This is a genomic window from Bradyrhizobium sp. USDA 4538, from assembly GCF_024171045.1.
Classification (GTDB): domain Bacteria; phylum Pseudomonadota; class Alphaproteobacteria; order Rhizobiales; family Xanthobacteraceae; genus Bradyrhizobium; species Bradyrhizobium australafricanum.
In genome coordinates this window covers 4573029-4592633 of sequence record NZ_JALJZE010000001.1, presented here as the reverse complement: position 1 = coordinate 4592633, position 19605 = coordinate 4573029, and the positions used below count along the sequence as shown (strand labels likewise).

The 19605-nt window shown below is 62.5% G+C and carries 23 protein-coding genes and 1 tRNA gene; 16 read left to right on the top strand and 8 right to left on the bottom strand.

Going from position 1 to position 19605, the window contains the following annotated elements:
- Window positions 1-51 precede the first annotated feature (51 nt).
- Window positions 52-657 carry a TetR family transcriptional regulator gene (locus tag J2R78_RS20675; RefSeq protein ID WP_253606483.1) on the top strand — a complete coding sequence of 202 codons (606 nt, stop codon included), beginning with the start codon at window positions 52-54 and terminating at the stop codon, window positions 655-657.
- A 157-nt stretch (window positions 658-814) separates the two neighbouring features.
- On the opposite strand, the gene J2R78_RS20670 is transcribed toward J2R78_RS20675, so the two are convergent.
- From J2R78_RS20670 to J2R78_RS20650, 5 genes are all read right to left on the bottom strand, one after another.
- Window positions 815-1639 carry an alpha/beta fold hydrolase gene (locus J2R78_RS20670; protein WP_050382324.1) on the bottom strand — a complete coding sequence of 275 codons (825 nt, stop codon included), beginning with the start codon at window positions 1637-1639 and terminating at the stop codon, window positions 815-817.
- A 131-nt stretch (window positions 1640-1770) separates the two neighbouring features.
- A complete protein-coding gene (locus J2R78_RS20665) occupies window positions 1771-2271 on the bottom strand; it encodes a hypothetical protein (RefSeq protein ID WP_253606481.1) in 501 nt (166 codons plus the stop codon).
- Window positions 2272-2448: 177 nt separating this feature from the next.
- Complete coding sequence (locus J2R78_RS20660) at window positions 2449-2757, bottom strand: UBP-type zinc finger domain-containing protein (protein WP_057018148.1); 309 nt, start codon at window positions 2755-2757, stop codon at window positions 2449-2451.
- A 168-nt stretch (window positions 2758-2925) separates the two neighbouring features.
- Entirely contained in the window at window positions 2926-4623 is a 1698-nt protein-coding gene (locus J2R78_RS20655) for a cyclic nucleotide-binding domain-containing thioredoxin-disulfide reductase (RefSeq protein ID WP_253606479.1), read from the bottom strand.
- A gap of 41 nt (window positions 4624-4664) precedes the next feature.
- Window positions 4665-4877, bottom strand: a complete 213-nt coding sequence (locus J2R78_RS20650; protein ID WP_253606477.1) for a hypothetical protein — start codon at window positions 4875-4877, stop codon at window positions 4665-4667.
- 314 nt (window positions 4878-5191) lie between these two features.
- Here J2R78_RS20650 and J2R78_RS20645 point away from each other — a divergent pair.
- The 10 genes from J2R78_RS20645 to J2R78_RS20600 all read left to right on the top strand — a co-directional run bounded on the left by J2R78_RS20645 (window position 5192) and on the right by J2R78_RS20600 (window position 15858).
- Window positions 5192-5266 (top strand) — tRNA-Thr (locus J2R78_RS20645).
- Between the two features lie 334 nt (window positions 5267-5600).
- Window positions 5601-6515: a toprim domain-containing protein gene (locus tag J2R78_RS20640; RefSeq protein ID WP_253606476.1), complete on the top strand. Its 915-nt coding sequence runs from the start codon at window positions 5601-5603 to the stop codon at window positions 6513-6515.
- Entirely contained in the window at window positions 6512-7621 is a 1110-nt protein-coding gene (locus tag J2R78_RS20635; protein ID WP_253606475.1) for an AAA family ATPase, read from the top strand. The genes J2R78_RS20640 and J2R78_RS20635 overlap by 4 nt, the downstream gene beginning before the upstream one ends.
- A 644-nt stretch (window positions 7622-8265) precedes the next feature.
- The gene (locus tag J2R78_RS20630) at window positions 8266-9282 is read left to right on the top strand and encodes a hypothetical protein (protein WP_253606474.1); all 1017 of its coding nucleotides are present in this window, start codon (window positions 8266-8268) and stop codon (window positions 9280-9282) included.
- Window positions 9283-9404: 122 nt separating this feature from the next.
- The gene (locus J2R78_RS20625; protein WP_253606473.1) at window positions 9405-9860 is read left to right on the top strand and encodes a hypothetical protein; all 456 of its coding nucleotides are present in this window, start codon (window positions 9405-9407) and stop codon (window positions 9858-9860) included.
- Between the two features lie 291 nt (window positions 9861-10151).
- Window positions 10152-10853, top strand: a complete 702-nt coding sequence (locus J2R78_RS20620; protein ID WP_253606472.1) for a hypothetical protein — start codon at window positions 10152-10154, stop codon at window positions 10851-10853.
- Entirely contained in the window at window positions 10850-11470 is a 621-nt protein-coding gene (locus tag J2R78_RS20615) for a DUF6441 family protein (RefSeq protein ID WP_253606471.1), read from the top strand. The genes J2R78_RS20620 and J2R78_RS20615 overlap by 4 nt, the downstream gene beginning before the upstream one ends.
- Window positions 11463-13949 carry a hypothetical protein gene (locus tag J2R78_RS20610; protein ID WP_253606470.1) on the top strand — a complete coding sequence of 829 codons (2487 nt, stop codon included), beginning with the start codon at window positions 11463-11465 and terminating at the stop codon, window positions 13947-13949. The genes J2R78_RS20615 and J2R78_RS20610 overlap by 8 nt, the downstream gene beginning before the upstream one ends.
- Before the next feature lie 10 nt (window positions 13950-13959).
- On the top strand, window positions 13960-14337 hold the full coding sequence (locus J2R78_RS20605; RefSeq protein ID WP_253606468.1) for a hypothetical protein: 378 nt from the start codon (window positions 13960-13962) through the stop codon (window positions 14335-14337).
- Between the two features lie 6 nt (window positions 14338-14343).
- Window positions 14344-15858, top strand: a complete 1515-nt coding sequence (locus tag J2R78_RS20600) for a hypothetical protein (protein ID WP_253606466.1) — start codon at window positions 14344-14346, stop codon at window positions 15856-15858.
- Window positions 15859-15941: 83 nt separating this feature from the next.
- Here J2R78_RS20600 and J2R78_RS20595 read toward each other — a convergent pair whose 3' ends face one another.
- Window positions 15942-16238: a hypothetical protein gene (locus J2R78_RS20595; protein WP_253606464.1), complete on the bottom strand. Its 297-nt coding sequence runs from the start codon at window positions 16236-16238 to the stop codon at window positions 15942-15944.
- Window positions 16239-16316: 78 nt separating this feature from the next.
- Window positions 16317-16517 (bottom strand): ribbon-helix-helix domain-containing protein, encoded by a 201-nt coding sequence (locus tag J2R78_RS45390; RefSeq protein WP_375167048.1) that lies wholly within the window; start codon window positions 16515-16517, stop codon window positions 16317-16319.
- 84 nt (window positions 16518-16601) lie between these two features.
- Here J2R78_RS45390 and J2R78_RS20590 point away from each other — a divergent pair, with 84 nt between their 5' ends.
- The 4 genes from J2R78_RS20590 to J2R78_RS20575 all read left to right on the top strand — a co-directional run bounded on the left by J2R78_RS20590 (window position 16602) and on the right by J2R78_RS20575 (window position 18915).
- The gene (locus tag J2R78_RS20590; RefSeq protein ID WP_253606463.1) at window positions 16602-16976 is read left to right on the top strand and encodes a hypothetical protein; all 375 of its coding nucleotides are present in this window, start codon (window positions 16602-16604) and stop codon (window positions 16974-16976) included.
- Window positions 16973-17233, top strand: coding sequence for a hypothetical protein (locus tag J2R78_RS20585; protein WP_253606461.1), 261 nt, complete (start codon window positions 16973-16975; stop codon window positions 17231-17233). The genes J2R78_RS20590 and J2R78_RS20585 overlap by 4 nt, the downstream gene beginning before the upstream one ends.
- A 198-nt stretch (window positions 17234-17431) precedes the next feature.
- Window positions 17432-17677: an AlpA family transcriptional regulator gene (locus J2R78_RS20580; RefSeq protein ID WP_253606459.1), complete on the top strand. Its 246-nt coding sequence runs from the start codon at window positions 17432-17434 to the stop codon at window positions 17675-17677.
- A 194-nt stretch (window positions 17678-17871) separates the two neighbouring features.
- Window positions 17872-18915 carry a site-specific integrase gene (locus tag J2R78_RS20575; protein ID WP_253606457.1) on the top strand — a complete coding sequence of 348 codons (1044 nt, stop codon included), beginning with the start codon at window positions 17872-17874 and terminating at the stop codon, window positions 18913-18915.
- A 128-nt stretch (window positions 18916-19043) separates the two neighbouring features.
- Here J2R78_RS20575 and J2R78_RS44770 read toward each other — a convergent pair whose 3' ends face one another.
- A complete protein-coding gene (locus J2R78_RS44770) occupies window positions 19044-19169 on the bottom strand; it encodes a hypothetical protein (RefSeq protein WP_256521266.1) in 126 nt (41 codons plus the stop codon).
- A 99-nt stretch (window positions 19170-19268) separates the two neighbouring features.
- Here J2R78_RS44770 and J2R78_RS20570 point away from each other — a divergent pair, with 99 nt between their 5' ends.
- Window positions 19269-19595 (top strand): hypothetical protein, encoded by a 327-nt coding sequence (locus tag J2R78_RS20570; RefSeq protein WP_253606455.1) that lies wholly within the window; start codon window positions 19269-19271, stop codon window positions 19593-19595.
- The last annotated feature ends 10 nt before the right edge of the window (window positions 19596-19605 follow it).

The window sequence follows — 19605 nt, the reverse complement described above, 5'->3', positions numbered from 1 at the left end:
GCGTCCGCGCGCAAACCGGCCAAGAAATCGGCCAAGAAACCGGTCAAGTCGATGCAATCCAAAGCGAATCCGGCGCCGCCGACGGCGGGCCTGCGCGCGCGCAAGCGGCAGGAGACCCGGGAGCGGCTGACCAAGGCGGCGATGATGCTGTTTCTCGAGCGCGGCTTCGAGGCGACCACGCTCGACGACATCGTCGCCGCCGCCGACGTCTCGCGCCGCACCTTCTTTCACTATTTCGCCTCGAAGGAAGACGTGGTGCTGGCCTGGCAGGAGGACGGTACCGCGGCACTGATCGCAGCCGTTGCGGCGCGCCCGGCCACTGAATCCATGCTGCAGGCCGCCGAGAACGCCATCGCCGACATGGTCAAGCAGATCGACCCGCGCGAGGCGGTCGCGCTGGCGCGGCTGAAGCGCGACAATCCAGCGCTGCAGGCGCGCGATCAGGCCAAATATGAAAGGCTTGAGCGCGAACTCGCCAACGCGTTGCTCAAGCGCGCCAACCACAAGAACGACCGGATGAAAGCCCGGCTGGTCGCGATGATCACGACCGGCGCGATGCGCGTCGGCAGCGAGCTCTGGGCCGACGATGGCGCCCGCGAGAAGCCGGACCTGGTCGCCAAGCGCCTGTTCGCCGCGATCCGCGCAATTTTCGAGTGAGCCAGCCGATCACGGCGCTTCCGAAACATAGTCCTCGTAAGGCGAGCACATGCTTCGGATTCCTCCCCCTTGTAGGGAGAGGAGTAAGCCACCGGCGAGGTGGATTGAGGCTGCGCAATGTTGAGACGCGCGGCGCAGAGCACAGCCTCTCTCACCTTCAGCCCTTGATGAACGCCAGCAGGTCGGCGTTGATCGTCTCGGCTTCGGTGGTCGGCATGCCGTGCGGAAAACCCTTATAGGTCTTCAGCGTGCCGTTCTTCAGAAGCTTGGCCGAGAGCGGGGCGGAGTCGGCGTAGGGCACGATCTGGTCGTCGTCGCCATGCATCACCAGCACCGGCACGTTGATCTTCTTCAGATCCTCCGTGAAGTCGGTCTGCGAGAACGCGACGATGCCGTCGTAATGCGCCTTGGCGCCGCCCATCATGCCCTGCCGCCACCAGTTCTGGATCACGGCCTCCGACGGTTTTGCGCCGGGCCGGTTGTAGCCGTAGAACGGCCCGGCCGGCAGATCGCGGTAGAATTGCGAGCGGTTGGCGGCGAGTTGGGCCTGCAAGCCGTCGAATACCGACTTCGGCAAGCCGCCGGGATTATTCGCCGTCTGCACCATCAACGGCGGCACCGCGCTCAGGATCGCCGCCTTCGCCACCCGGCTCTCGCCGTGGCGGGCGATGTAGTGCACCACCTCGCCGCCGCCGGTGGAATGGCCGACATGGACGGCGTTCTTCAGATCGAGATGCGCGGTGACGGAAGCGAGGTCGTCGGCATAGTGATCCATGTCATGACCATCGGCGACCTGGGCGGAGCGGCCGTGGCCGCGGCGGTCATGGGCGACGACGCGAAAGCCGTGCCCCACGAAGAACAGCATCTGCGCGTCCCAGTCGTCCGACGACAGCGGCCAGCCATGGCTGAACACGATCGGCTGGCCCGAGCCCCAATCCTTGTAGAAAATCTCGACGCCGTCTTTGGTGGTGATGGTGGGCATTTGATTGCTCCTCTTGTTGCCAATGCGTCATTCCGGGGCACGCGAAGCGTGAACCCGGAATCTAGAGATTAGATTGCGAGATTCCGGGTTCGACGCTGCGCGTCGCCCCGGAATGACGAGGTGTTGTCAGATCAGGCGAACGTGACCGGCCTGAACCGGCGCCAGGCACCGATGGTCACCAGGACGAAGAACACCAGCACGATGCCCTGCACCACGGCAAAGACCGGCCCGGATGGCGGGTTCGGCGGCACGGCTGGCGCCAGCGCCTGCAACGCCGGCACCTTGAGGAAGCTCTGGATGACCAGCACGAAGACGTTGAGATAGAGCGAGACCATCGCGGTCACGATATAGATCGGACGCCAGACACCCTTGAGCTGCATCGCATAGAACGCAATGCAGGCGATCGCGAGCAGCACCAGCGAAAGCCCGCCGATGATGTGCGACGGCAACAGCTTCTCGGTCACCAAAGGCGGGATCACGAAGCCGGTGGCGCTGGTCAGGATCGTGAGCGCGAGGAAGGTCGCGGTCAGCCCCGGCATCGCGCGCGAGCTGAGCAGCCCGAACATCACGAGCACGCCGGCGACGATTGCAATCAGGCTGATAATGACGTGCACAAGCACCAATGTCGTCATGTGGCGCACTCCCCGTTGAGACCCGCGTGCGAGGTTACGATGCGTGAAGGAAAATTGCTACATGCTTCGATGGCAGGACGGCCGACATCTCATCAAAAATTGCCGGCGCCGGCGACTGCTGAAAATTTTCGCACGCATGTCACACGATGCGGCACGTGCGCCGTGTAAGAAGCTGAATCAATAATAGCGCGGGATCGGTCCGTTATGCGGTGTCTTGCGCTTCGACAGGTCGAACAGCACCTCGTCGACATAGCACCAGCCCCAGCCTTCCGGCGGATCGTAGCCCTCGATCACGGGATGGCCGGTGGCGTGGAAATGCGCCGTCGCATGCCGGTTCGGCGAATCGTCGCAGCAGCCGACATGGCCGCAAGTGCGGCAGATGCGCAAATGCAGCCAGCGGCTGCCGCTCTTCAGGCATTCCTCGCAGCCGAGCGCGCTCGGCGTGACATCCTGGATGCCGGCGATATGGGTGCAGCCTTTCGTCATTTTTCGGCCCTTACCTGTCGCAGCTATCTGATCCGTCATCCTGAGGTGCGAGCTCTTGCGAGCCTCGAAGGATGCACGGCCACACTGTGGCCGATTCATCCTTCGAGACGCCGCTTCGCGGCTCCTCAAGATGACGGGAAAACGTTTGCGTGAGTCGCATCGACGTTGCTACAGCGTGTGATCACCCGCGTCAGCGAGATAGCCGTGCAGCGCGGCGACGACCTGCGCGCCCTCGCCGATCGCGCCGCCGACGCGCTTGACTGATCCGGAGCGGACGTCGCCGACCGCGAACACGCCGGGCACCGTGGTCTCGAGCAGCGGCACGGCGCGCGCGCCTTCGCCGGTCTGCACGCCGGTCATCACGAAGCCGCCGCGGTCGACCTGCACGCCGCAGCCCTCGAGCCAGCCGGTCGCGGGATCGGCGCCGACAAACAAAAAGAGATTACGGATATCCATGGTGAACTCGTCGGGCGCGAGCCGGCTGCGCCAGCGCACCCGCTGCAGCGTCTCCGCGCCGTCGAGCCCGATCACCTCGGTGTTGAACATCAATTCGATGTTCGGCGTCGCCTCGATGCGCTCGATCAAATAGCGCGACATGCTGGCTCCGAGCCTGCCGCCGCGGATCATCATGTTGACCTTGCGGGCATGCGCCGACAGGAACACCGCCGCCTGTCCCGCGGAGTTGCCGCCGCCGACCAGCACGACGTCCTGGTTGGCGCAGAGCCGCGCCTCGATCGGCGAGGCCCAGTACCAGACGCCGCGGCCTTCAAAGGCATCGAGATTGTCGATCTCGGGCCGGCGATAGCGCGCCCCGCTGGCGACCACCACGGATTTCGCGCGCAGCGTATGCCCGCAGGCGGTGTCGAGCACGAATGCGCCGGACGCTTTCGTGCAGTCGAGCGATTTGATCGAGACCGGGATCAGCATCTCGGCGCCGAATTTCTGCGCCTGGTTGAAGGCGCGCCCGGCCAGCGCCTGGCCGGAGATGCCGGTCGGAAAGCCCAGATAGTTTTCGATGCGCATGCTGGCGCCGGCCTGGCCGCCGAAGGCGCGGGAATCGAACACCGCAACCGACAGGCCTTCCGACGCCGCATAGACCGCGGTGGCAAGCCCGGCCGGGCCGCTGCCGACCACGGCAACATCGTAGAGTTTTTCATGCGCGCTGTTGCCGATCATGCCGAGCGCCATCGCAAGCGCGGTCTCGGACGGATTGCGCAGCACCGTGCCGTTGGGACAGACCACCAGCGGCAGCTCGGCGCGCGTCGGCGAATAGCGCGCGACGAGGTCGGCGGCATCCTTGTCGGTCGCGGGGTCGAGGAGGTGGTGCGGCTGGCCGTTGCGCGCCAAAAAATTCTGCAGCGACGCCATGTTGCCGACCGAGGCGGGGCCGATCAGCACCGGCCCGCCGGCGCCGCCCTGGATCAGGCTGACGCGGCGCAGGATCAGCGCGCGCATGATGCGCTCGCCGAGATCGGCCTCCGCAACCAAGAGCGCGCGCAGCCGGTCGGGCGGCAGCAGCAGCGTCTCGACCACCCCATCGGCATGGCCGTCGACCAGCGCCGGGCGGCCGGAGAGCTGGCCGATCTCGGCGAGAAACTGGCCCGGTCCCTGGTCGATGATCGGCGCGACATGGCCGAGGCCGTCGCGCTGGGTGATCGAGACATTGCCCGACAGCACCACGAACATGCCCGGTCCGGGCTTGCCGGTCTCGAACAGCGCCTCGCCGTCCTGGTATGCGCGCGGCTCGCCGAAGCGGCGCATCCGCTCGATCTCGTGCGCGGTCAGGGTCGGAAAGGTCTGCTCATGGCGCGGGAAGGCGTAGGCGGTTGCGCTCAGCCGATCGATCGTCGTCTCATCTACAGCCATCTCGGCGACCCGCTTCCTTATAACAATGCGCACGAACCGGGTTAACGGCGCGGCTCGCTTCCGCCGGCGTCATCTGGCGAGCCGCCATCTAGCGAACCATGGGCGGCTTCGGAAGAGGCCGCATCGTCACGACCGCGCGCCTGCGATTTCCGCCGCTTCAGGTTTTCGCGCAGCGCCAGCTTGAGACGATCCTGTCGTGAATCCTTCACGCGGGCTCCGGCCTGCCCGCCGCCTCTGTCCTGGTCGCCTGTCATTGCAAAACTCTCGAACCGCCGCCGCCCTGCGCGAGGTGAGCATAGCCAATGGCGGGTGCTCGCGCACCCTGCCCGGTCGGCCAGTTGCGGAGATATGATTCGGCGGCAAGCGCAGATCGGGATAGTTTCGGCGCGATCGGGAACCCAATCCGGCCGAAATCGGCCAGATTGGCCGGAATCAACGGCGAGGCCGTCGATTTCTGCCGATTTCAAGGGCGACAGGGGCGCTGTTTCGCTTGCGCCAAAGGGAGGCCTGTGGCAAGAACCGCCCGCTTGGACAGGCCCTTGGGGCCGATTCAATTTTTCCCGGGCATGCTGCCGTAGCTCAGTGGTAGAGCACTCCATTGGTAATGGAGAGGTCGACAGTTCAATCCTGTCTGGCAGCACCACCATCCACCTGAAAAATCAGCAACTATTCGGCAGACCACTCCACACTCCCCCACGTCTCGACCGTGAACCGAGATGGAACGTGCGGCCAAATGTGGGGGAAAATCTGGGGAATTCGTTCCCGAAGCGTTCGGCGTCAAGGCCGCCACCTGATCCAGAAACGCGAAGCCGGCGCAGGGGCGGCAACCTCTGCACCGGCAAAAACAATCTGGAAGTTTCGCCCGTTGAACGTGACATAGCAGCCGCCCAAGCGCAACACCTTCAACACCTATTCGGCCTGCCCCCAGCCACCGCGATGCTGCTCGCCGAGCTCGCCTTCCCTGCGGAGGCGCGCCGATGACGATGCAAGACGAAGCCGATCGGATCGGCATAGCGCTGAAGGGGCGCAAGAGCGCCGGCGGCTGGCTGGTGCGCTGCCCTGTCCCAACCCACGGCAAGGGCCGCGGCGACCGCTCTCCTTCGCTCTCGATCCATGGTGGCGACGGCAAGCTCCTGCTGAAATGCTTTGCCGGCTGCTCGTTCGATGACGTCCTCGACGAGCTGCGCGCCCGAAACTTGGTTGATGCGCCCAGGATCAGCACTGCTCGCGCAGCACTGGCGCGCGTCACGCCCGAGCCGACTGAGCACAAACCCGACCCGGCCGCCTTGCACTTCATCGATGAGTGCGAGCCACCGCAGGACACGGCCGCCGAGGAATATCTGCAGCGGCGCGGCATTCCCATTCTTCCGAAATCGCTCCTGTTTCATCGACCCTCGCTTTCGCTGGTGGCCGTGCTTCAGCGCCCCGATGGATTAGCTGTGGCCTTGCAGCGGACAATGCTGACCCCCGGCGGGGAAAAGGCGTCGGTTAACCCCTGCAAGATCACGATGGGTGCCCTCGGCGCCGGTGCTGTTCGGCTCGATCCGGCGGCCCAAACGATGGGTATTGCCGAAGGCGTCGAGACCGCTCTGTCGGCACAAATCATGACGGGAATGCCAGTGTGGGCTTCCCTTGGTGCCTCGCGGCTCCATCGCGTCGAAGTTCCGGAAACTGTTCGTGAACTGCACATTTTCAGCGACAATGATCAGCCTGGCCTCACGGCAGCCAAACGAACCGCAGACGCAAATCAGCGGTCCGGCCGACGTGTCCTTATTCGAACCCCACCGGACGCGTTCAAGGATTACAACGATTTCTTGAATGCGCTAGCCGACTACGACGGTGACGGTGATCGATTGCTTGCAACGTTCCCTGAGAAGGACGCCGCAGCATGAACATCATCCCCGGCGAAAAAATATTCACGTTGGAAACCGCCACCCCAGTGCAGTCGGCCCAACTCAACACCATCACGCCAACAGCATGGAAAGGCACCGAGCCTGTTAAGCAGAAATGGCTTGCTCACGCGAGAATTCCATCGGGTGATTTGACGATCGGCGCTGGTAATGGTGGCGCAGGCAAGACTGAAATATTCGTGCAGCTCTTGGTCTACGTTGCCGCTGGCTTGGCTGACTGGCTCGGCTGCACGATCGAGAACGGCGTGACATTGTTCCTTTCCTGCGAGGAGCCCGAAAGCAACATCCGCGACCGCGTTGAGCGCATTTGCAAGCACCGGGGAGTTGATCCTCACAGCCTTGAAAACCTGCATCTGGTCTTTCCAGACCTAGAACAAACCTGGCTGGTTCATGCTGGCGGGGATGGCCGCCTGACCAGAGCTCCACTGCTCGATGGTTTGGAAAGCTGGATCAGAAAATATCGCCCTGCACTGGTCGTGATTGACTCCATCGCGGCCGTTTTCGATGGCGAAGCCATCGCTCGCCGGCAAGTGCGAGCTTTCCTCGCAATGCTGCGAAAGATCGCCAGAGAGCACGACACCGCCATCGTCCTCTTAGATCACCCGAGCGTGCGCGGCATGGCGGATGGGTCCGGCACTGCAAACTCGGTCGACTGGCGGAACTCCGTGCGGTCGATGTTGAGCCTGACCGAGCCGGACAAGGATGACCAGGACGCGCGCTTGCTCGAGGTGACAAAGAGTAATCGTGGGCGCAAGGGCGAGAAGATCAACCTGCGCTGGGATGGCCTCACCTTCGTTCCTGAAGGTTTGAGCGGTGCTCCCTCGCACCATCGCGCGGCCGCTGAACGGGACGTCGACGAGCTGTTCCTGCGGATCCTTGATAAGCGCAATGCGCAGCGCCGTCCGGTGCGCCCTCACCCAGGACGCGGATACGCGCCAGCCGAGTTCGTGAACGATCCGGATGCTGCAGGCGTCGCAGATAAGGCCTTCGTCGCCGCGATGGAACGTCTGTACACCGCCGGTAAGATCACCACCGTCACCACGGGCCCCAAGAGCCGAGCCACGAGCCACATTGAGCGGGTGCGGTGATGGTATCCCGCTGCACTTCGATCCCCCCTTCGATCCCCCTTCAATCGGTTCTATCCCCCCTTCGATCAGGTGTTGTATCCCCCATTCAAACGCCTTCGATCCCCCCTTCGATCGGATGTGTTCAATCCCCCCACACCCCTAAGGGCGTTGGAAGCGCCCAACGCGGCCCTTTGGGCGGGCCGCTGGCGCTACCCCCGCCTCAAGAAAGATTTGTACCGCCGGAGAACAAATCTTTCGACCTGCACCGCCTCGCGGACGCGCTCGCCACCGGCGCCGAGTTGTCGGTCTCGGACAGAGCGGCGGCCGCGGAGGCGCTGCGCGCGGTGATGCCGGCGAGACACGCCGAGCGGGATTCGCTCATCGTCGATTGCCGGCGCCGATACTTCGCCGAGCTCGCTGACCACGCCGCGGCGCATGAGATCTCGCGCGGCCTGAGCCGCTACGCGGCGGGCGCTTGGCGCCGAGATCGATCCGCAGCGACGCCACCAGCAACAGGTAGGATCGAGCTGTACTGGATGATCCTTCGGACAGCGCCGCCGAATCCGGACACTCCAAGTCCATCAACCATCAGGAGAATTCTTGCCAAGTTGCGATGAGCAATGCGGTGCGCGACGAATTCGGCAACTGATTTGGGAGCAAAAAACATGAGCATCATTCGCGGCGCGACGTTGTCGGAGGGAGTGGAAGCCAAGGCCAGGGCGGATCGCAGCGAGGCCGGTGCCGAGCCGCTCCGCTTCGCACCCGACATCGCCGACCGTGTTCCGCACCAGGTGCGCGACAAGTTGCTCGGGTTGCGCGACATCAAGGGCGACCGACACGCGGCCTTGCGCCGGGTTTCCGACAGTGTCTCGGAAATGCGGCTGCACCTGCAGACGTGGGAAGGTCGGCTGCAAAACCTTCGCACCAATATGCCGCCCGAACGTCGAAACGACGATAGCCACCCCGCGCTCATCGAGGCCAATACAGAGATCAAGAATGCGACCGCGGCGCTGGCCCGATCGACCGAGCGTAATTCCGAGCTGAGCACATCTTGGCAAGCCGCGGCTCGCCTCGTGACCAACCTCGAACGGTATCTGCTCGATGCCGAGGATGGCGGCATTCGGCTGCATGAAGGCGATGCTTCGGCTCTCAAATCAGGTGAAACTGCCATCGACGCACTGGAGCGCGCGGCGCGCCGCACCCGCACCCTCAAGGCTGACAGGCAGGCGGTCTTGGCATCACCGTTCCCGGTGGCTCTCGCCAAGAAACTCATCCGCGAGCAGCTCGAGCAGCGCATCGAGGCGGCTCGACCTGACGTGTCGCCGCTGATTGACCGGCTGGAGCCGATCGAGTTTCCCCAAAAGCGCGTCGGTGTTTCCCAGCACGGCGGCAGTGCGGCCGCGGTCTATCTGACCGACCCGGTCGGTCTGCTCGCTTGGCTGTTCCCTAAGGAATTCATCGCGGCGATTGATCGCGAATTGGCCGGCGCCGGCGACGATGCCAACGCACTCACCGTTGAGCAGCGCATCGCCAAGCTCGCCGAGATCGATGCCGACACGCTGGCGTCCGAACGCGACGAGGCGGCCTTTAGCGAACTTGCTGGGCTGTTGCCTCGGGCAGATCTGGATCCGCGCGCAGCGCTCGGCCTTGCCAGCGATATGCCCGCACCGAAGAGGGATTGAAGCTATGCCGGCCGTCGGGCGTACCGAGGATGGATCGGTGCTGTGCCGGCATCACTCCGGGAGCGCGTGTTTTGCTCCGTTGGCGCGCGCTCCCGGACACTTACTCAGGAAGGGGACTTGAGATGTTCGACGCCTACTACATGCAGCGAAAGAGTCGGCCGGCGTCGCCGCCGCGCAAGCAGCGAGCCCGCCCCGGTTCGGTGGAATGGGTCGCAGCAACGTTGCACCTGGACTGGTACGACCGCGAGCAGCTGGAACGCGCCGCGGCGATCGAGGCAGCGGCCGAGCGTCGCGACTTGATCACCGGCTCCATGTTCGCCACCGGCCGCACCAAGGCCGTCGCCGAGCATCTCGCCGACCACACCGACATGTCGACGCAGGACGCCGTCGCATGCCTCAGCATCGCCAGCCAGTCGACCGGCCGGCAAGTGCCGCCACTCGCGGAACGGTGCAGCGCAGCCATCGGCACCATCGGCGTCGTCACGCAGGCGGAAGCCGCCGGCATGAACAACCGCATGAGCTGGAGCAACCTCGCTGCGGATGTTTACGGATCACGACGGAAAGGACAGACGAAATGACCCTCGACGCCAAGGCAATCTTCAACCAGCGCCGTCAGCAGCGCGAGACCACCCCAAAGCCCGCCCAGAGGGCCCCAAGCGTCCCAGCAGCACAGGAGAATCCGTTCACACCGGAGTGGGTCGCGTCGATCTACGAGCAGCGCAGGCAGGCCCGGCAGCCATCTGGGCTCCTGAGTTTCCAAGGTACTCCTGAGCGGAAAAAAAATAATGCGGAACGACAAAGGGCTCGGGTTCGCTAGCGACAGACCCCCAAATTTATTTACGCAGCCGCGTAGTTGAGGCAACCGATCGATGGGATTGAGCCGAAGAGAGTTCGCAAAGGCTGAAGGCTGCAGCGAAGGCGCGGTTCGATATGCTTTGCGCCAGAGGCGGTTAGTCGCGAAGCCCGATGGCACGCTCGACCCGTCGCAGCTTGGCGGAGGCTGGCTCCGCAACTATCGGCCGAAGTCCAAAGGCCGCGCAAAAAGTGCGCAGGTTGCGGAAGTTACGCAGCCTTGTGCAGAAATTCCGCCGGATGTTGCGCACTACCATGGATGGGACTTTCCGGAGTTCAACGAAGAGACCACGAACGCGATGGGTGTCTTCTTGCCCATAGGAGACGCCTGTCGAAAGGACTTGGAGACGATCGGCATTTCGGCCGCGGGGTACGGCAGCAGCCTGCTGGATCGGGAAGCCTACAAGTTGGGCTGGCGCGGCGGGGGTGATCCGCCAGCCGACGTCGGCTTGTCAGGCATGGACGACGCCGCTTCGATTGGTCCTGAGGCGGAGATGGACGACCTGAACGCCCAGTCGCTGACCTTCGGCCTGGTGCGGAGGTTCGGCCGCGCGATGGCGCCGGATGATCCGGAGGATGAGGACGCCGTTCCCCTCGACATCAGCGATCCGATCGCGGTCGCGAGCCGGATGATCCATCTGGCTGTCCATTTTTACATGGAAGACCTGAAACGTCGGCGCCGCGCGGCCGGGATCGCATCACCGAGGGACAGCCGATGAAGCTTTCCATCAAGGTCAAGGGCGACGTCGCCCAGATGTTGAACGAGGAAAGCAAGCGCGTCGCCACGTCGCTGACCGGCGCGTTTCGTGCTGCGGGCGACAAGCTGAAGCAAAACGGACGATCGGCTATCGCTGCCGGTGGCTTCTCCTCGAAGTGGCAGAACGCCTTCCGGGTCAACGTCTATCCGAAGACCGGTGATTCCACGTCGCCGCGCATCTTTGGCTACCACAAGATCAAATACGCCGGTCAATTCCAGGACCCCCAGCCGGTCATTGGCTCGCCCTACGTCTGGTTGCCGATTGAGAAGAACCTGCCCGGTGGGCAGCATTGGTCACCACGAAAATACACTCGGACCATCGGGCCGTTGAAGAGCGGCCGGCACGGGTCACGGCCGCTCCTGTTTGGTCAGGTGTCAGTCAACCGCGCCAATAAGCCTCTGAAGCTGACCCGAAAGGGCGTTCGGCTGACTAAGGTTCGGAAGGTTTGGCTGCCGGTGTTTGTCGGGGTTCGGTCAGTGAGTGATCCAAAGCGTTTCGATCTCAACGCGGAGGCGCAGAAGGTGGCATCAGAAATTGACGGGCTCTTCGCCGCAGAATGGAGCAAGGCTGGTGGCTAAAGGTAAGAATGAAATTCTGCTTTCGATCGCGCTCGAAGGCGATCAGGACATCAAAAGCAAGCTGCAGTCCATCGGCGACATCGGCAAGCAGTCGATGGCCGGCATCGAGAAGAAGATCACTGATGCCGGCAAGGCCATCGGGGACTTGCCGGAGGGTGGCGGGCTGCAGAAGGCGTTGGCACCGGTGTTGGAGACGTCGGGCATCCAGGGCGCACTGTCAGGCGTTACCGGGCTGCTCAGCCGGTTTGGCGGGGTCATCGCTGGCGGCGGTCTGCCGGCGGCGCTCGCTGCAATCGGTGCGCATCTCGCGAAGATCAACGAAGAAACCCAGCAAACCGAGCAGAGGCTCAAGGCTCTCGGTGCCAGCGAAGGTGCCGCCGGCCGACTGCGCCAGAGTGCCCGGACGATCGACGCGGAGCCGAAGGACCTGGCCGGCGGATTCGAGGAATTCTTGCCCTTCAAGCGTCGGCAGGAAATCCAGTCCCCGTTCGGCGTCGCCGATGTCAGTGAACAGCAATTCCTCACCGCGCAGCGCGCGCTGATCGCCGGTGCCAAGGTCGACAACGTCCCCACTGCAGACGCCATAGCCAAGGCCGGAGGCTTTCTCAGTCGCCTGTACCAGCCACACGATATCGGCGACGGCACCTCGGCCCAAGGTCTTGCCGCGGGCGGTCTCTCCGGCTTGTCGCCATCTCAGGCCAACCGGGTGGCCCGCGCGGTCGGCGGAGAGATCGGCCTCCCGTTCCGGAACGCGGAAGAGTTGTCGCTCTTTCTCGAGCAGAAGGACAGCCAGGGCCGTTCGCCTGTGATCCGGCCCGATGCCGTGTTCCGCGCGCTCCAGCGTGATGAGCCCGCCGCGCGGGCGGAGGCGGAGAAGCATCGCACCGTCGGTGATGCCAATGAACGGGTGAAAGGTCGATTGAGCGACATCCAGGATTCGCTGAGCGATATCTTCGGGGAGCCAAGCGGCAAAGCCGCGACCGGGTTCACGGATACCATCTCGGAAGGGCTCGGCCACATCCGGCAGCGGATCGACGCAAACAAGCCCTTGGCGAAGGCGTTCGGCGAGAGCGGCCGCGACCTCGGCGAGCGCACAGGGATTCCGGGTGCCGCGCGCGCGGGCGAACTGCTCGGCACCACGGAGGGCCTCGGCTTCGGCGTCCTGCGCGACGCCGCGAAGGGCTACGGCGTGATCGGAAGATCCGTCGGAGACGCGCTCGGCTTGAGCCCCGGCACCACCCCAACGGTTTCGCCAGAAGCGCCCTACGGGTTTCTGCAGCCCTTGCAGCAGCGCGAGCTGGAACAGCAGCGCATCCGCGACAAGATGCAATCCGCTCCTGTTCCGCCACAGCCGGCACCCGGGGAGCAGCCGGCGACGCTGGGACCGCGGAGTGAGGTACAGCAGCCTCAGCAGGTTGCGGATCTGTCAGGCGCGCTGATGCGTGTCCTGGAGACGATATCGGCCGCCGCCAACAACGCGAACAAGCCGGACTTGAAGGTCGACGAACCCGCCGCCGGCGGCATCCGGGGTGATGCCGAGGACGGCGCAAAGAGCAGCATCGCCGAGTTCCGTGATGTCGCATCGCTGCTGTCGGCAGCGATCGCCGACGCGGCGGCGGATATCAAGAAGGCGAGCGGCGGATCTCCAGTGACGGTGCAAGCGGCCGCGTGGGGTGGCCTGATCCGGCGGCTCGACGGCGGCGGCCATATCAGCGGGCCCGGAACGTCGACCTCCGACAGTATCCCAGCAATGCTTTCAGATGGTGAGTATGTGATCCGCGCGAGTTCAGCAAAGAAGCTCGGTCGCGCGAACCTCGACTGGTTGAACTCCGGAGCTCCCGGGCTCGCGAGTGGTGGCGCGGTGAAACGGTTCGCTGACGGCGGCGATGCTGAAGATGATGGCGACACCGGCGATGTTATCGGGCGCACGCTCGCCAACGCCAATACACTCGGACCCGGCGATCACCAGATCCAATTCGACCCGACCACCGGCGGAGCATTTATCGACGGTATTCTCCATGTGCCAGGCGATCCGCTTCTCGACGATCCGCTCGTCAAATCAGCGCTGGCGCAGTCCAAAGCCGGCATGAACCAGAAGCCATCGAAGAACAAATACAAGTCGGACTTCGTCGGCCGCTTTGGTCATAGCGATGATGCCGACACTTACGTCGCTGAAGGCGGCCCGATTGGACACTTCGCTGGCGGTGGTGCCATCGGCAACCTTCTCCGCAGACAAATCAGCCTGCCGCAACTTGCGATCGGCGGTGCAGTTGGCTTCGATGGCAGCATCGGTCACGGATCGGAACCTTTGCTGAGCGAGAGCAGTTCTGGCGGCGGTGAACATCATGTCGTCGATCTTCGCACCAATAGCGGCAATTATCCTGTAAAAATTGAGAAGAACGTTCTGGATCAGATGAAGAAAGCAGCGCGCGATAGCGCCGTGGCCCGAACAGGTGAGGCGCCGAGCTGGTATAGATGAGATGAAAAATATGGACCGCGACGAAATCGTTTTCGGGCAAATGCTTTCAATGATCAGAGAGTCCGCGGACGCAAAGCGCTCACGGCCCCTGACGCTTGACGACATCAATCCCGCTCTCGTGAACTTTATCGGCAGCTACGATTCCTATGTAGTTTTCTGGAACGAAGGCGACGTCGAGCGCAGGCTCGTGATCCACTGGTCAAACAAGGATGATGGCACCCACTTCAGGGGCAATGCTGCTTTCGTTCAAGATCATCTCGCCGCGCTCGCGCTTCGCATTGCGTGCCGCTCGGATGACAACATCGCGCCCGAGGTCGAGCACACTGAGGCTACGCCGGAAATGCTCGCCGAATGGGACGACAGCAAGGTCATCAAGGGTGAGATTTAACCTCTGATGGCGACTGATCCTCCCGAAACGCGCAAGATGCACATTACCCGCATCTTCGGTGTGAACAAAAAAGGCGAACGTCTAGAAGACCTTTGGGTCGACGTCGAGCGCATCGACATCGCCAAGAGCAAGACCCAGATGTCAACGGGCCATTCACAAGGCCTGCAGCGCAAATTCCGCTGGTGCGACGACCCGAATTCAGACGACTATGATCCGGACGGGACACCGTCGCGCAGCACCGAAATCCTAAAGGTCTGTGATCCCGAGACGCAGGACCCTGACGACCCTGATGAGTGGGTGCCCGTCCGTATCATCAAGGGCATGCGCGCGCGCGTCGAGACTGGAACCGAAGACAACGGCGGCACAGCTCAAGATCGATTTCTGGCGAGCGTTGACAGCGAACTGACGACCGCCCGTACTGTCGAAGTTCGCAAGATAATTCACTACGACACCAACATCGACGACGCTGCAGAGGCCGCATTCAAGGCAGGCCAGGATGCGTTTGTTTTTCCGAGAGAGGAGTACCAGCGGGACGATAGCACCAAGGACAAATCGCAATACATCGAGCAAGAAGTAATTCTCTCTCTGAAGCAGCGCGGCTACCGTAATGACGTCATGGGACAGAAGCGGCAAACTAGGCTGCTCAACCAGTACTTGATCGACGGAAGTGAGACTCCAGAAAGAAAAGTGACCGGCGGTTCTGGCTACAATCCGCCGTACCGGCTCGATCCCTACCAGAACATAATCAACGTTCAGCTCGGCGCTTATGACAACCGCATCGTCTTCGCGATCGGCAATGACGGTAACGAGACTGACCAAAATCCCAGCGTCTATACCTCGACTAACGGGTGGGATTGGATTCGACAAACGTCGGCATCGTCGGCCTATGTGGGTGATGCATCATTCATCAATCTTGGCGGCTATCGACGTGATACTAAAATGTTTGTCGTGTCGGGCGTGAAAAGCGTCTTTGACGGTGTTTTCTTCATCAATACCAATATCGACATGGCTTCCGCAGATGGCATTAGGTGGGCCCACAATGGCGCGAATGTGGATGCGAGTTTGCTCTATGCCTATTCCGAAAAGGCCAGGAAGCGCGACGTGAACGGGTTCGTCTATCGCGTCGCCGGAGGCGATGTGAGCAACGCCGAAAAAATCTGGAATGTTGTCGATGACAAACGGTTCAAAGAGCCGAAGTACGCCCGGCATCGCGCCAGATTCGTTCAGCGCTGCGACGATCTCGCGGCAAAGGAAGACGACAACGCCCAGCCGTGGCAGAACGTGCTTGTGGCTGACACGAGGTATATCGATTTCGGGCCTCTGACCGTCATCAAAGGCGATGGACCAAACGACGTGCCAACTGTCGTGTGCGTTGCTATCACACCGACCGGTTCGCCGAATAAGTTTGCGATCTTGTCGTCAGTCGATGGAGCGAAATTCATCAAGACATTTAACGGGCCGCCAGTTGTGAGCGGCGGCTCAGATATCGTCTCGTTCTGCTCGGGGCGCGTGACGAAGTGATCAGCGCCACAGGCTCCAGCCGATGGCAAGGGCCAGTAGCACCAGCATGGCAACCGCCGTGAATTGCCCCTTTGTGTGCAGGCTCATTCTTTCCGCTTCGGCAGCGTAGCGATGATGATCAGCATGAAGAGCGAAACACCGAGCGCAACCATGAAACCGAGCACAGCCCAGCCCATGCCGTCCTTATACAATTCCGGCTTTCGCATAGCCGTCCCGAAGTAGAGGAAGACGAAGAGCGGAATTAAGATGAAGACGAATGTGCCACAGCCCCATGCTGCACCCGTCCTGCGCTTCCACGATTGGGCCAACCAACCAACCCAGATTGCTGCAATGGCCATGAACGCTAAGGCCCAGAGCAGGCCCGTTCCGGTATCTTCCATCGAAATGCTGCCCCGACTTTGAAAAGCTCAAGTCTCATGCAACCTTCGAGCGACCGCAACCGTGGTTTCACGGGGTAGTTAAGGGCTCCGCTTGGTCTTGAGTCCGATCTCGACCAATTGGCGAATTGCCTCTGATCGGCTGACTTGCTCGGCAGCCGAATAGGCATCGATCGCCGCGATCATTTCCTCGGGTAGTCGAATGTGCACGCCAGGATCACGCCCGCCGGAGGGCGGCCGTCCGCGCTTCTTTTTTGGTGCTACCGTAATTGACTTTCCCATAATTACGGTGCTACCATAAAAGCAAGCCGAGGGGAAGTTGGAGCTTCCGCCTCGGCTCTAACCCAGCAACACGGAGTCGCTTCCATGTCACAGGCTAAGACCAAAGATACCACGTCTCGAAGGCGGTTTCTCGCCGCGGCAGCCGTCGCCGCCCTTGTCCCCGCCGTAGCCGCAGCCGCGCCGGTGGGCGCCGACGCCGCCCTGGTCGACGCCGCGGCCGGTGTGGTCCAGCTGCGCGATGCCCTTGAGGCCTTTCTCGACGCCAACGATGACGATGACGAGCATCCGGAATATCAGGCGATGGAGACCCAGAGGGCCACACACTGGGACACGCTAGCCACGGTGCCCTCCGTCGGCACCGCCGGCCTGTTGGCTAAGGCCCGCGCAGTGCAGGTCGATCTCCGCCAGCATGACGTCGCGTTGTCGCTCGCCGAGGATCTGGAACGGGTGCTCGCATGAGGAGGTCCGCAACCAGCCGGCGCGCCCCTGAATACACCGCAACCCAGCTCAACAAGGTCGAGCCGATCGGCGGCGGGCTCATTCGCCTGCATTTCAGCATCGCCGCGGATGCTGCGTGGGACACGCAGTGCACGATCATAATGCCGCTGTCGTCGATTGACGGGGCGCTGGGCTTCGCGGTCGACGCCGCGCGCCAGATCGCTCACGCGGATGCCAGGGACGTCCAGCTGGTGCCGCACCTCGGGACCGTGAACTGACGATCCCCGCCGACGATGACGAGATGCCCGGGACCGCCCGGGCATCTTTTGTTCATAATCTGATCTTTCTGTTGCCCTCAGAACGCAAATCATGAACAATTTTAGCCGTGATGGACGTGATGATCGGTCCAGGGCATCTACAAAAGAGAAGCCGGTCATCGTCGTTTGGCTAACCCGAGAGGGGTCGCACCGGAGGCCGTGCTGGATATTCCGTCCAGCGCGAACCTAAAGGTATGCCAAATGATATCATCGCCCTTCATCCCTATCGCCGTGGCCGAAAAGCGCACTTTGCTTTCTGACCCGACTCGTTGGCGTCTTGAACGAGAAGGCCGCTTTCCTAAGCGCATCAATATTGCTCGGCGAAAGGCGGTCTATCGCCTCGCCGATGTCGAGGCTTGGGAAGCGGATCCGGAGGGCTGGCGCCCGACCGCGAAGGCTAGCTGACGCTGGCCACCTATGTCGATGTCATCCTACAATTTGTGGCCGTCATATCGGATGGCCCGCGACCTCGCCGGCGCAGTGTTTCCGGTAAGCGAAGCCGTCATTTTGCAGACGGCCCGCAAGCACGGCATTGGTCGCAGGATGGGGCGCACCATCATTTTTAGCCCCGAGGATTGCCTCCAACTTTACGAGGTCTTATGCCCCTCCAGCTCAAGCGCAGGCCCAAATCGCCATACTGGTACATCCGCGGCACCCTCCGCGGAATTCGCATTGAAGAAAGCACTGGCACAGGCGACAAGCGAGCAGCCGACGAAATCCTCGCCAAGCGCAGCGCCGAGATCCTCTCCGAGAGCATCCACGGTCGTAGCGCTACCGCGACGTTCGCCCACGCCGCGCTGAGCTATCTCGAGAACGGCGGCAAGAAGCGCTTCACGGCGAAGGTGATCGCCTATTTCGGTACCACGCCGCTCGCGCAGATCGATCAGGACTCGCTCGACCGAGGCGCGCGCAAGCTATATCCAAACGCGAAGCCGGCAACGGTCGACCGACAATTCTACGCCGTGGTGTCAGCCGTCCTGCATCATGCCGCCAAGCGCAAATGGTGCCCTACTCCGATCATCCAGCGCCCCACCAAGCCGGCTGGCCGTATCCGGTGGATCACAATCGACGAAGCAGACCGGCTGATAGCGGCGTGTAGCGATCATTTGCGACCGCTGGTCATCTTCATGCTCTACACCGGCGCTCGCACCGGCGAGGCGCTATGGCTCGACTGGAGAGATGTTGATCTAGGGCGCGCTCACGTCAGCTTCCCCGAGACCAAGAACGGGGATCCCCGCGGCGTGCCGCTGCATCCGCGGGTGGTCGCCGCACTCGCAAACCTCGACGACCAGAAGAACGGCGAGGTATTCCGCCGGCCGGACGGGAAACCGTATAGCCGACCGAAGAGGTCCGATGACACGTCGGCCGGAACCAGGATCAAAACGGCCTTCAAGGCAGCCTGCCGGCGAGCCGGCATCACGAACTTCCATCCTCACGACTGCCGCCACACCTGGGCAACGTGGCACTACGCCAACAATCACGACTTCACCAAGCTGAAAGTGCTGGGCGGCTGGAAAACCGACAGCATGGTTTTCAGGTACGCGCACGCCAACGTCAGCCAGCACCAGGCTTCGATAGACAAGCTCCCTGGGGGAAAATTAGGGGACTACAGCAAGCGAAAGGCCAAAAAGCATGCAAAATAGGCTCAAATTTATTAGCGACCACCCCCTTGGTAATGGAGAGGTCGACAGTTCAATCCTGTCTGGCAGCACCAGGATCTTCGCAAAACGATGGCAGTCGCAGGCACGCGGTGCGCCCGCGTGCGCTGGAATCAATGCGCCAGCAGCGCGCCCATCCCGCCGATCGTCAGCACGACGTAGAAGGCGAACACACTGCCGACCCATTTCCAATCGATCTGATCGTGTTCGGGGCTGAGGCTTTCGATGATGCCGTGCATGATGGTTTCCTTTAGAACTCACCTGCGTGGCGTATAACCCGCGCCTCGAGCACGTCATGTGACTCACTTCACATTTTGCCATCGCGGAGCTGACCAAGCGTGACCGGCCCAGAACTGAAGAAATTGCGCGAACATCTCGGCGAGGCGCTGGGCCGCGAGCTGACGGCGGCCGACATGGCGAAGCTGTGCGGGCTATCGGCCGCCGGCGGCGCCGAGAAGCTGCGCAGATGGGAAGTCAGCGGCCCGACCCCGAAGGTTGCCGCCGTGCTGCGCGTGCTGGCGATGGCGAGCGAGCACTATCCGATCCTAGAGAAGTTCGACGTGTTCGATCGCCACGACGTTCCGGTCAGGGATCGCGCCGCCCGCCGCCAGGCGTTCCGCGAACAGATGCGCGACGACGTGCGCAAGCGACTGGCTGGATCGTGATGCGATTCCA

Excerpts from the sequence above, each read along its gene's own strand:
- J2R78_RS20640 (WP_253606476.1), top strand. The coding sequence starts at position 5,601 with ATGACGATGCAAGACGAAGCCGATCGGATCGGCATAGCGCTGAAGGGG.
- J2R78_RS20630 (WP_253606474.1), top strand. The coding sequence starts at position 8,266 with ATGAGCATCATTCGCGGCGCGACGTTGTCGGAGGGAGTGGAAGCCAAG.
- J2R78_RS20585 (WP_253606461.1), top strand. The coding sequence starts at position 16,973 with ATGAGGAGGTCCGCAACCAGCCGGCGCGCCCCTGAATACACCGCAACC.
- J2R78_RS20595 (WP_253606464.1), bottom strand. The coding sequence starts at position 16,238 with ATGGAAGATACCGGAACGGGCCTGCTCTGGGCCTTAGCGTTCATGGCC.
- J2R78_RS44770 (WP_256521266.1), bottom strand. The coding sequence starts at position 19,169 with ATGCACGGCATCATCGAAAGCCTCAGCCCCGAACACGATCAGATCGAT.
- J2R78_RS20635 (WP_253606475.1), top strand. The coding sequence starts at position 6,512 with ATGAACATCATCCCCGGCGAAAAAATATTCACGTTGGAAACCGCCACC.
- J2R78_RS20625 (WP_253606473.1), top strand. The coding sequence starts at position 9,405 with ATGTTCGACGCCTACTACATGCAGCGAAAGAGTCGGCCGGCGTCGCCG.
- J2R78_RS20675 (WP_253606483.1), top strand. The coding sequence starts at position 52 with ATGCAATCCAAAGCGAATCCGGCGCCGCCGACGGCGGGCCTGCGCGCG.
- J2R78_RS45390 (WP_375167048.1), bottom strand. The coding sequence starts at position 16,517 with ATGGGAAAGTCAATTACGGTAGCACCAAAAAAGAAGCGCGGACGGCCG.
- J2R78_RS20620 (WP_253606472.1), top strand. The coding sequence starts at position 10,152 with ATGGGATTGAGCCGAAGAGAGTTCGCAAAGGCTGAAGGCTGCAGCGAA.
- J2R78_RS20650 (WP_253606477.1), bottom strand. The coding sequence starts at position 4,877 with ATGACAGGCGACCAGGACAGAGGCGGCGGGCAGGCCGGAGCCCGCGTG.
- J2R78_RS20600 (WP_253606466.1), top strand. The coding sequence starts at position 14,344 with ATGGCGACTGATCCTCCCGAAACGCGCAAGATGCACATTACCCGCATC.
- J2R78_RS20670 (WP_050382324.1), bottom strand. The coding sequence starts at position 1,639 with ATGCCCACCATCACCACCAAAGACGGCGTCGAGATTTTCTACAAGGAT.
- J2R78_RS20605 (WP_253606468.1), top strand. The coding sequence starts at position 13,960 with ATGGACCGCGACGAAATCGTTTTCGGGCAAATGCTTTCAATGATCAGA.
- J2R78_RS20660 (WP_057018148.1), bottom strand. The coding sequence starts at position 2,757 with ATGACGAAAGGCTGCACCCATATCGCCGGCATCCAGGATGTCACGCCG.
- J2R78_RS20590 (WP_253606463.1), top strand. The coding sequence starts at position 16,602 with ATGTCACAGGCTAAGACCAAAGATACCACGTCTCGAAGGCGGTTTCTC.
- J2R78_RS20655 (WP_253606479.1), bottom strand. The coding sequence starts at position 4,623 with ATGGCTGTAGATGAGACGACGATCGATCGGCTGAGCGCAACCGCCTAC.
- J2R78_RS20665 (WP_253606481.1), bottom strand. The coding sequence starts at position 2,271 with ATGACGACATTGGTGCTTGTGCACGTCATTATCAGCCTGATTGCAATC.
- J2R78_RS20575 (WP_253606457.1), top strand. The coding sequence starts at position 17,872 with ATGCCCCTCCAGCTCAAGCGCAGGCCCAAATCGCCATACTGGTACATC.
- J2R78_RS20615 (WP_253606471.1), top strand. The coding sequence starts at position 10,850 with ATGAAGCTTTCCATCAAGGTCAAGGGCGACGTCGCCCAGATGTTGAAC.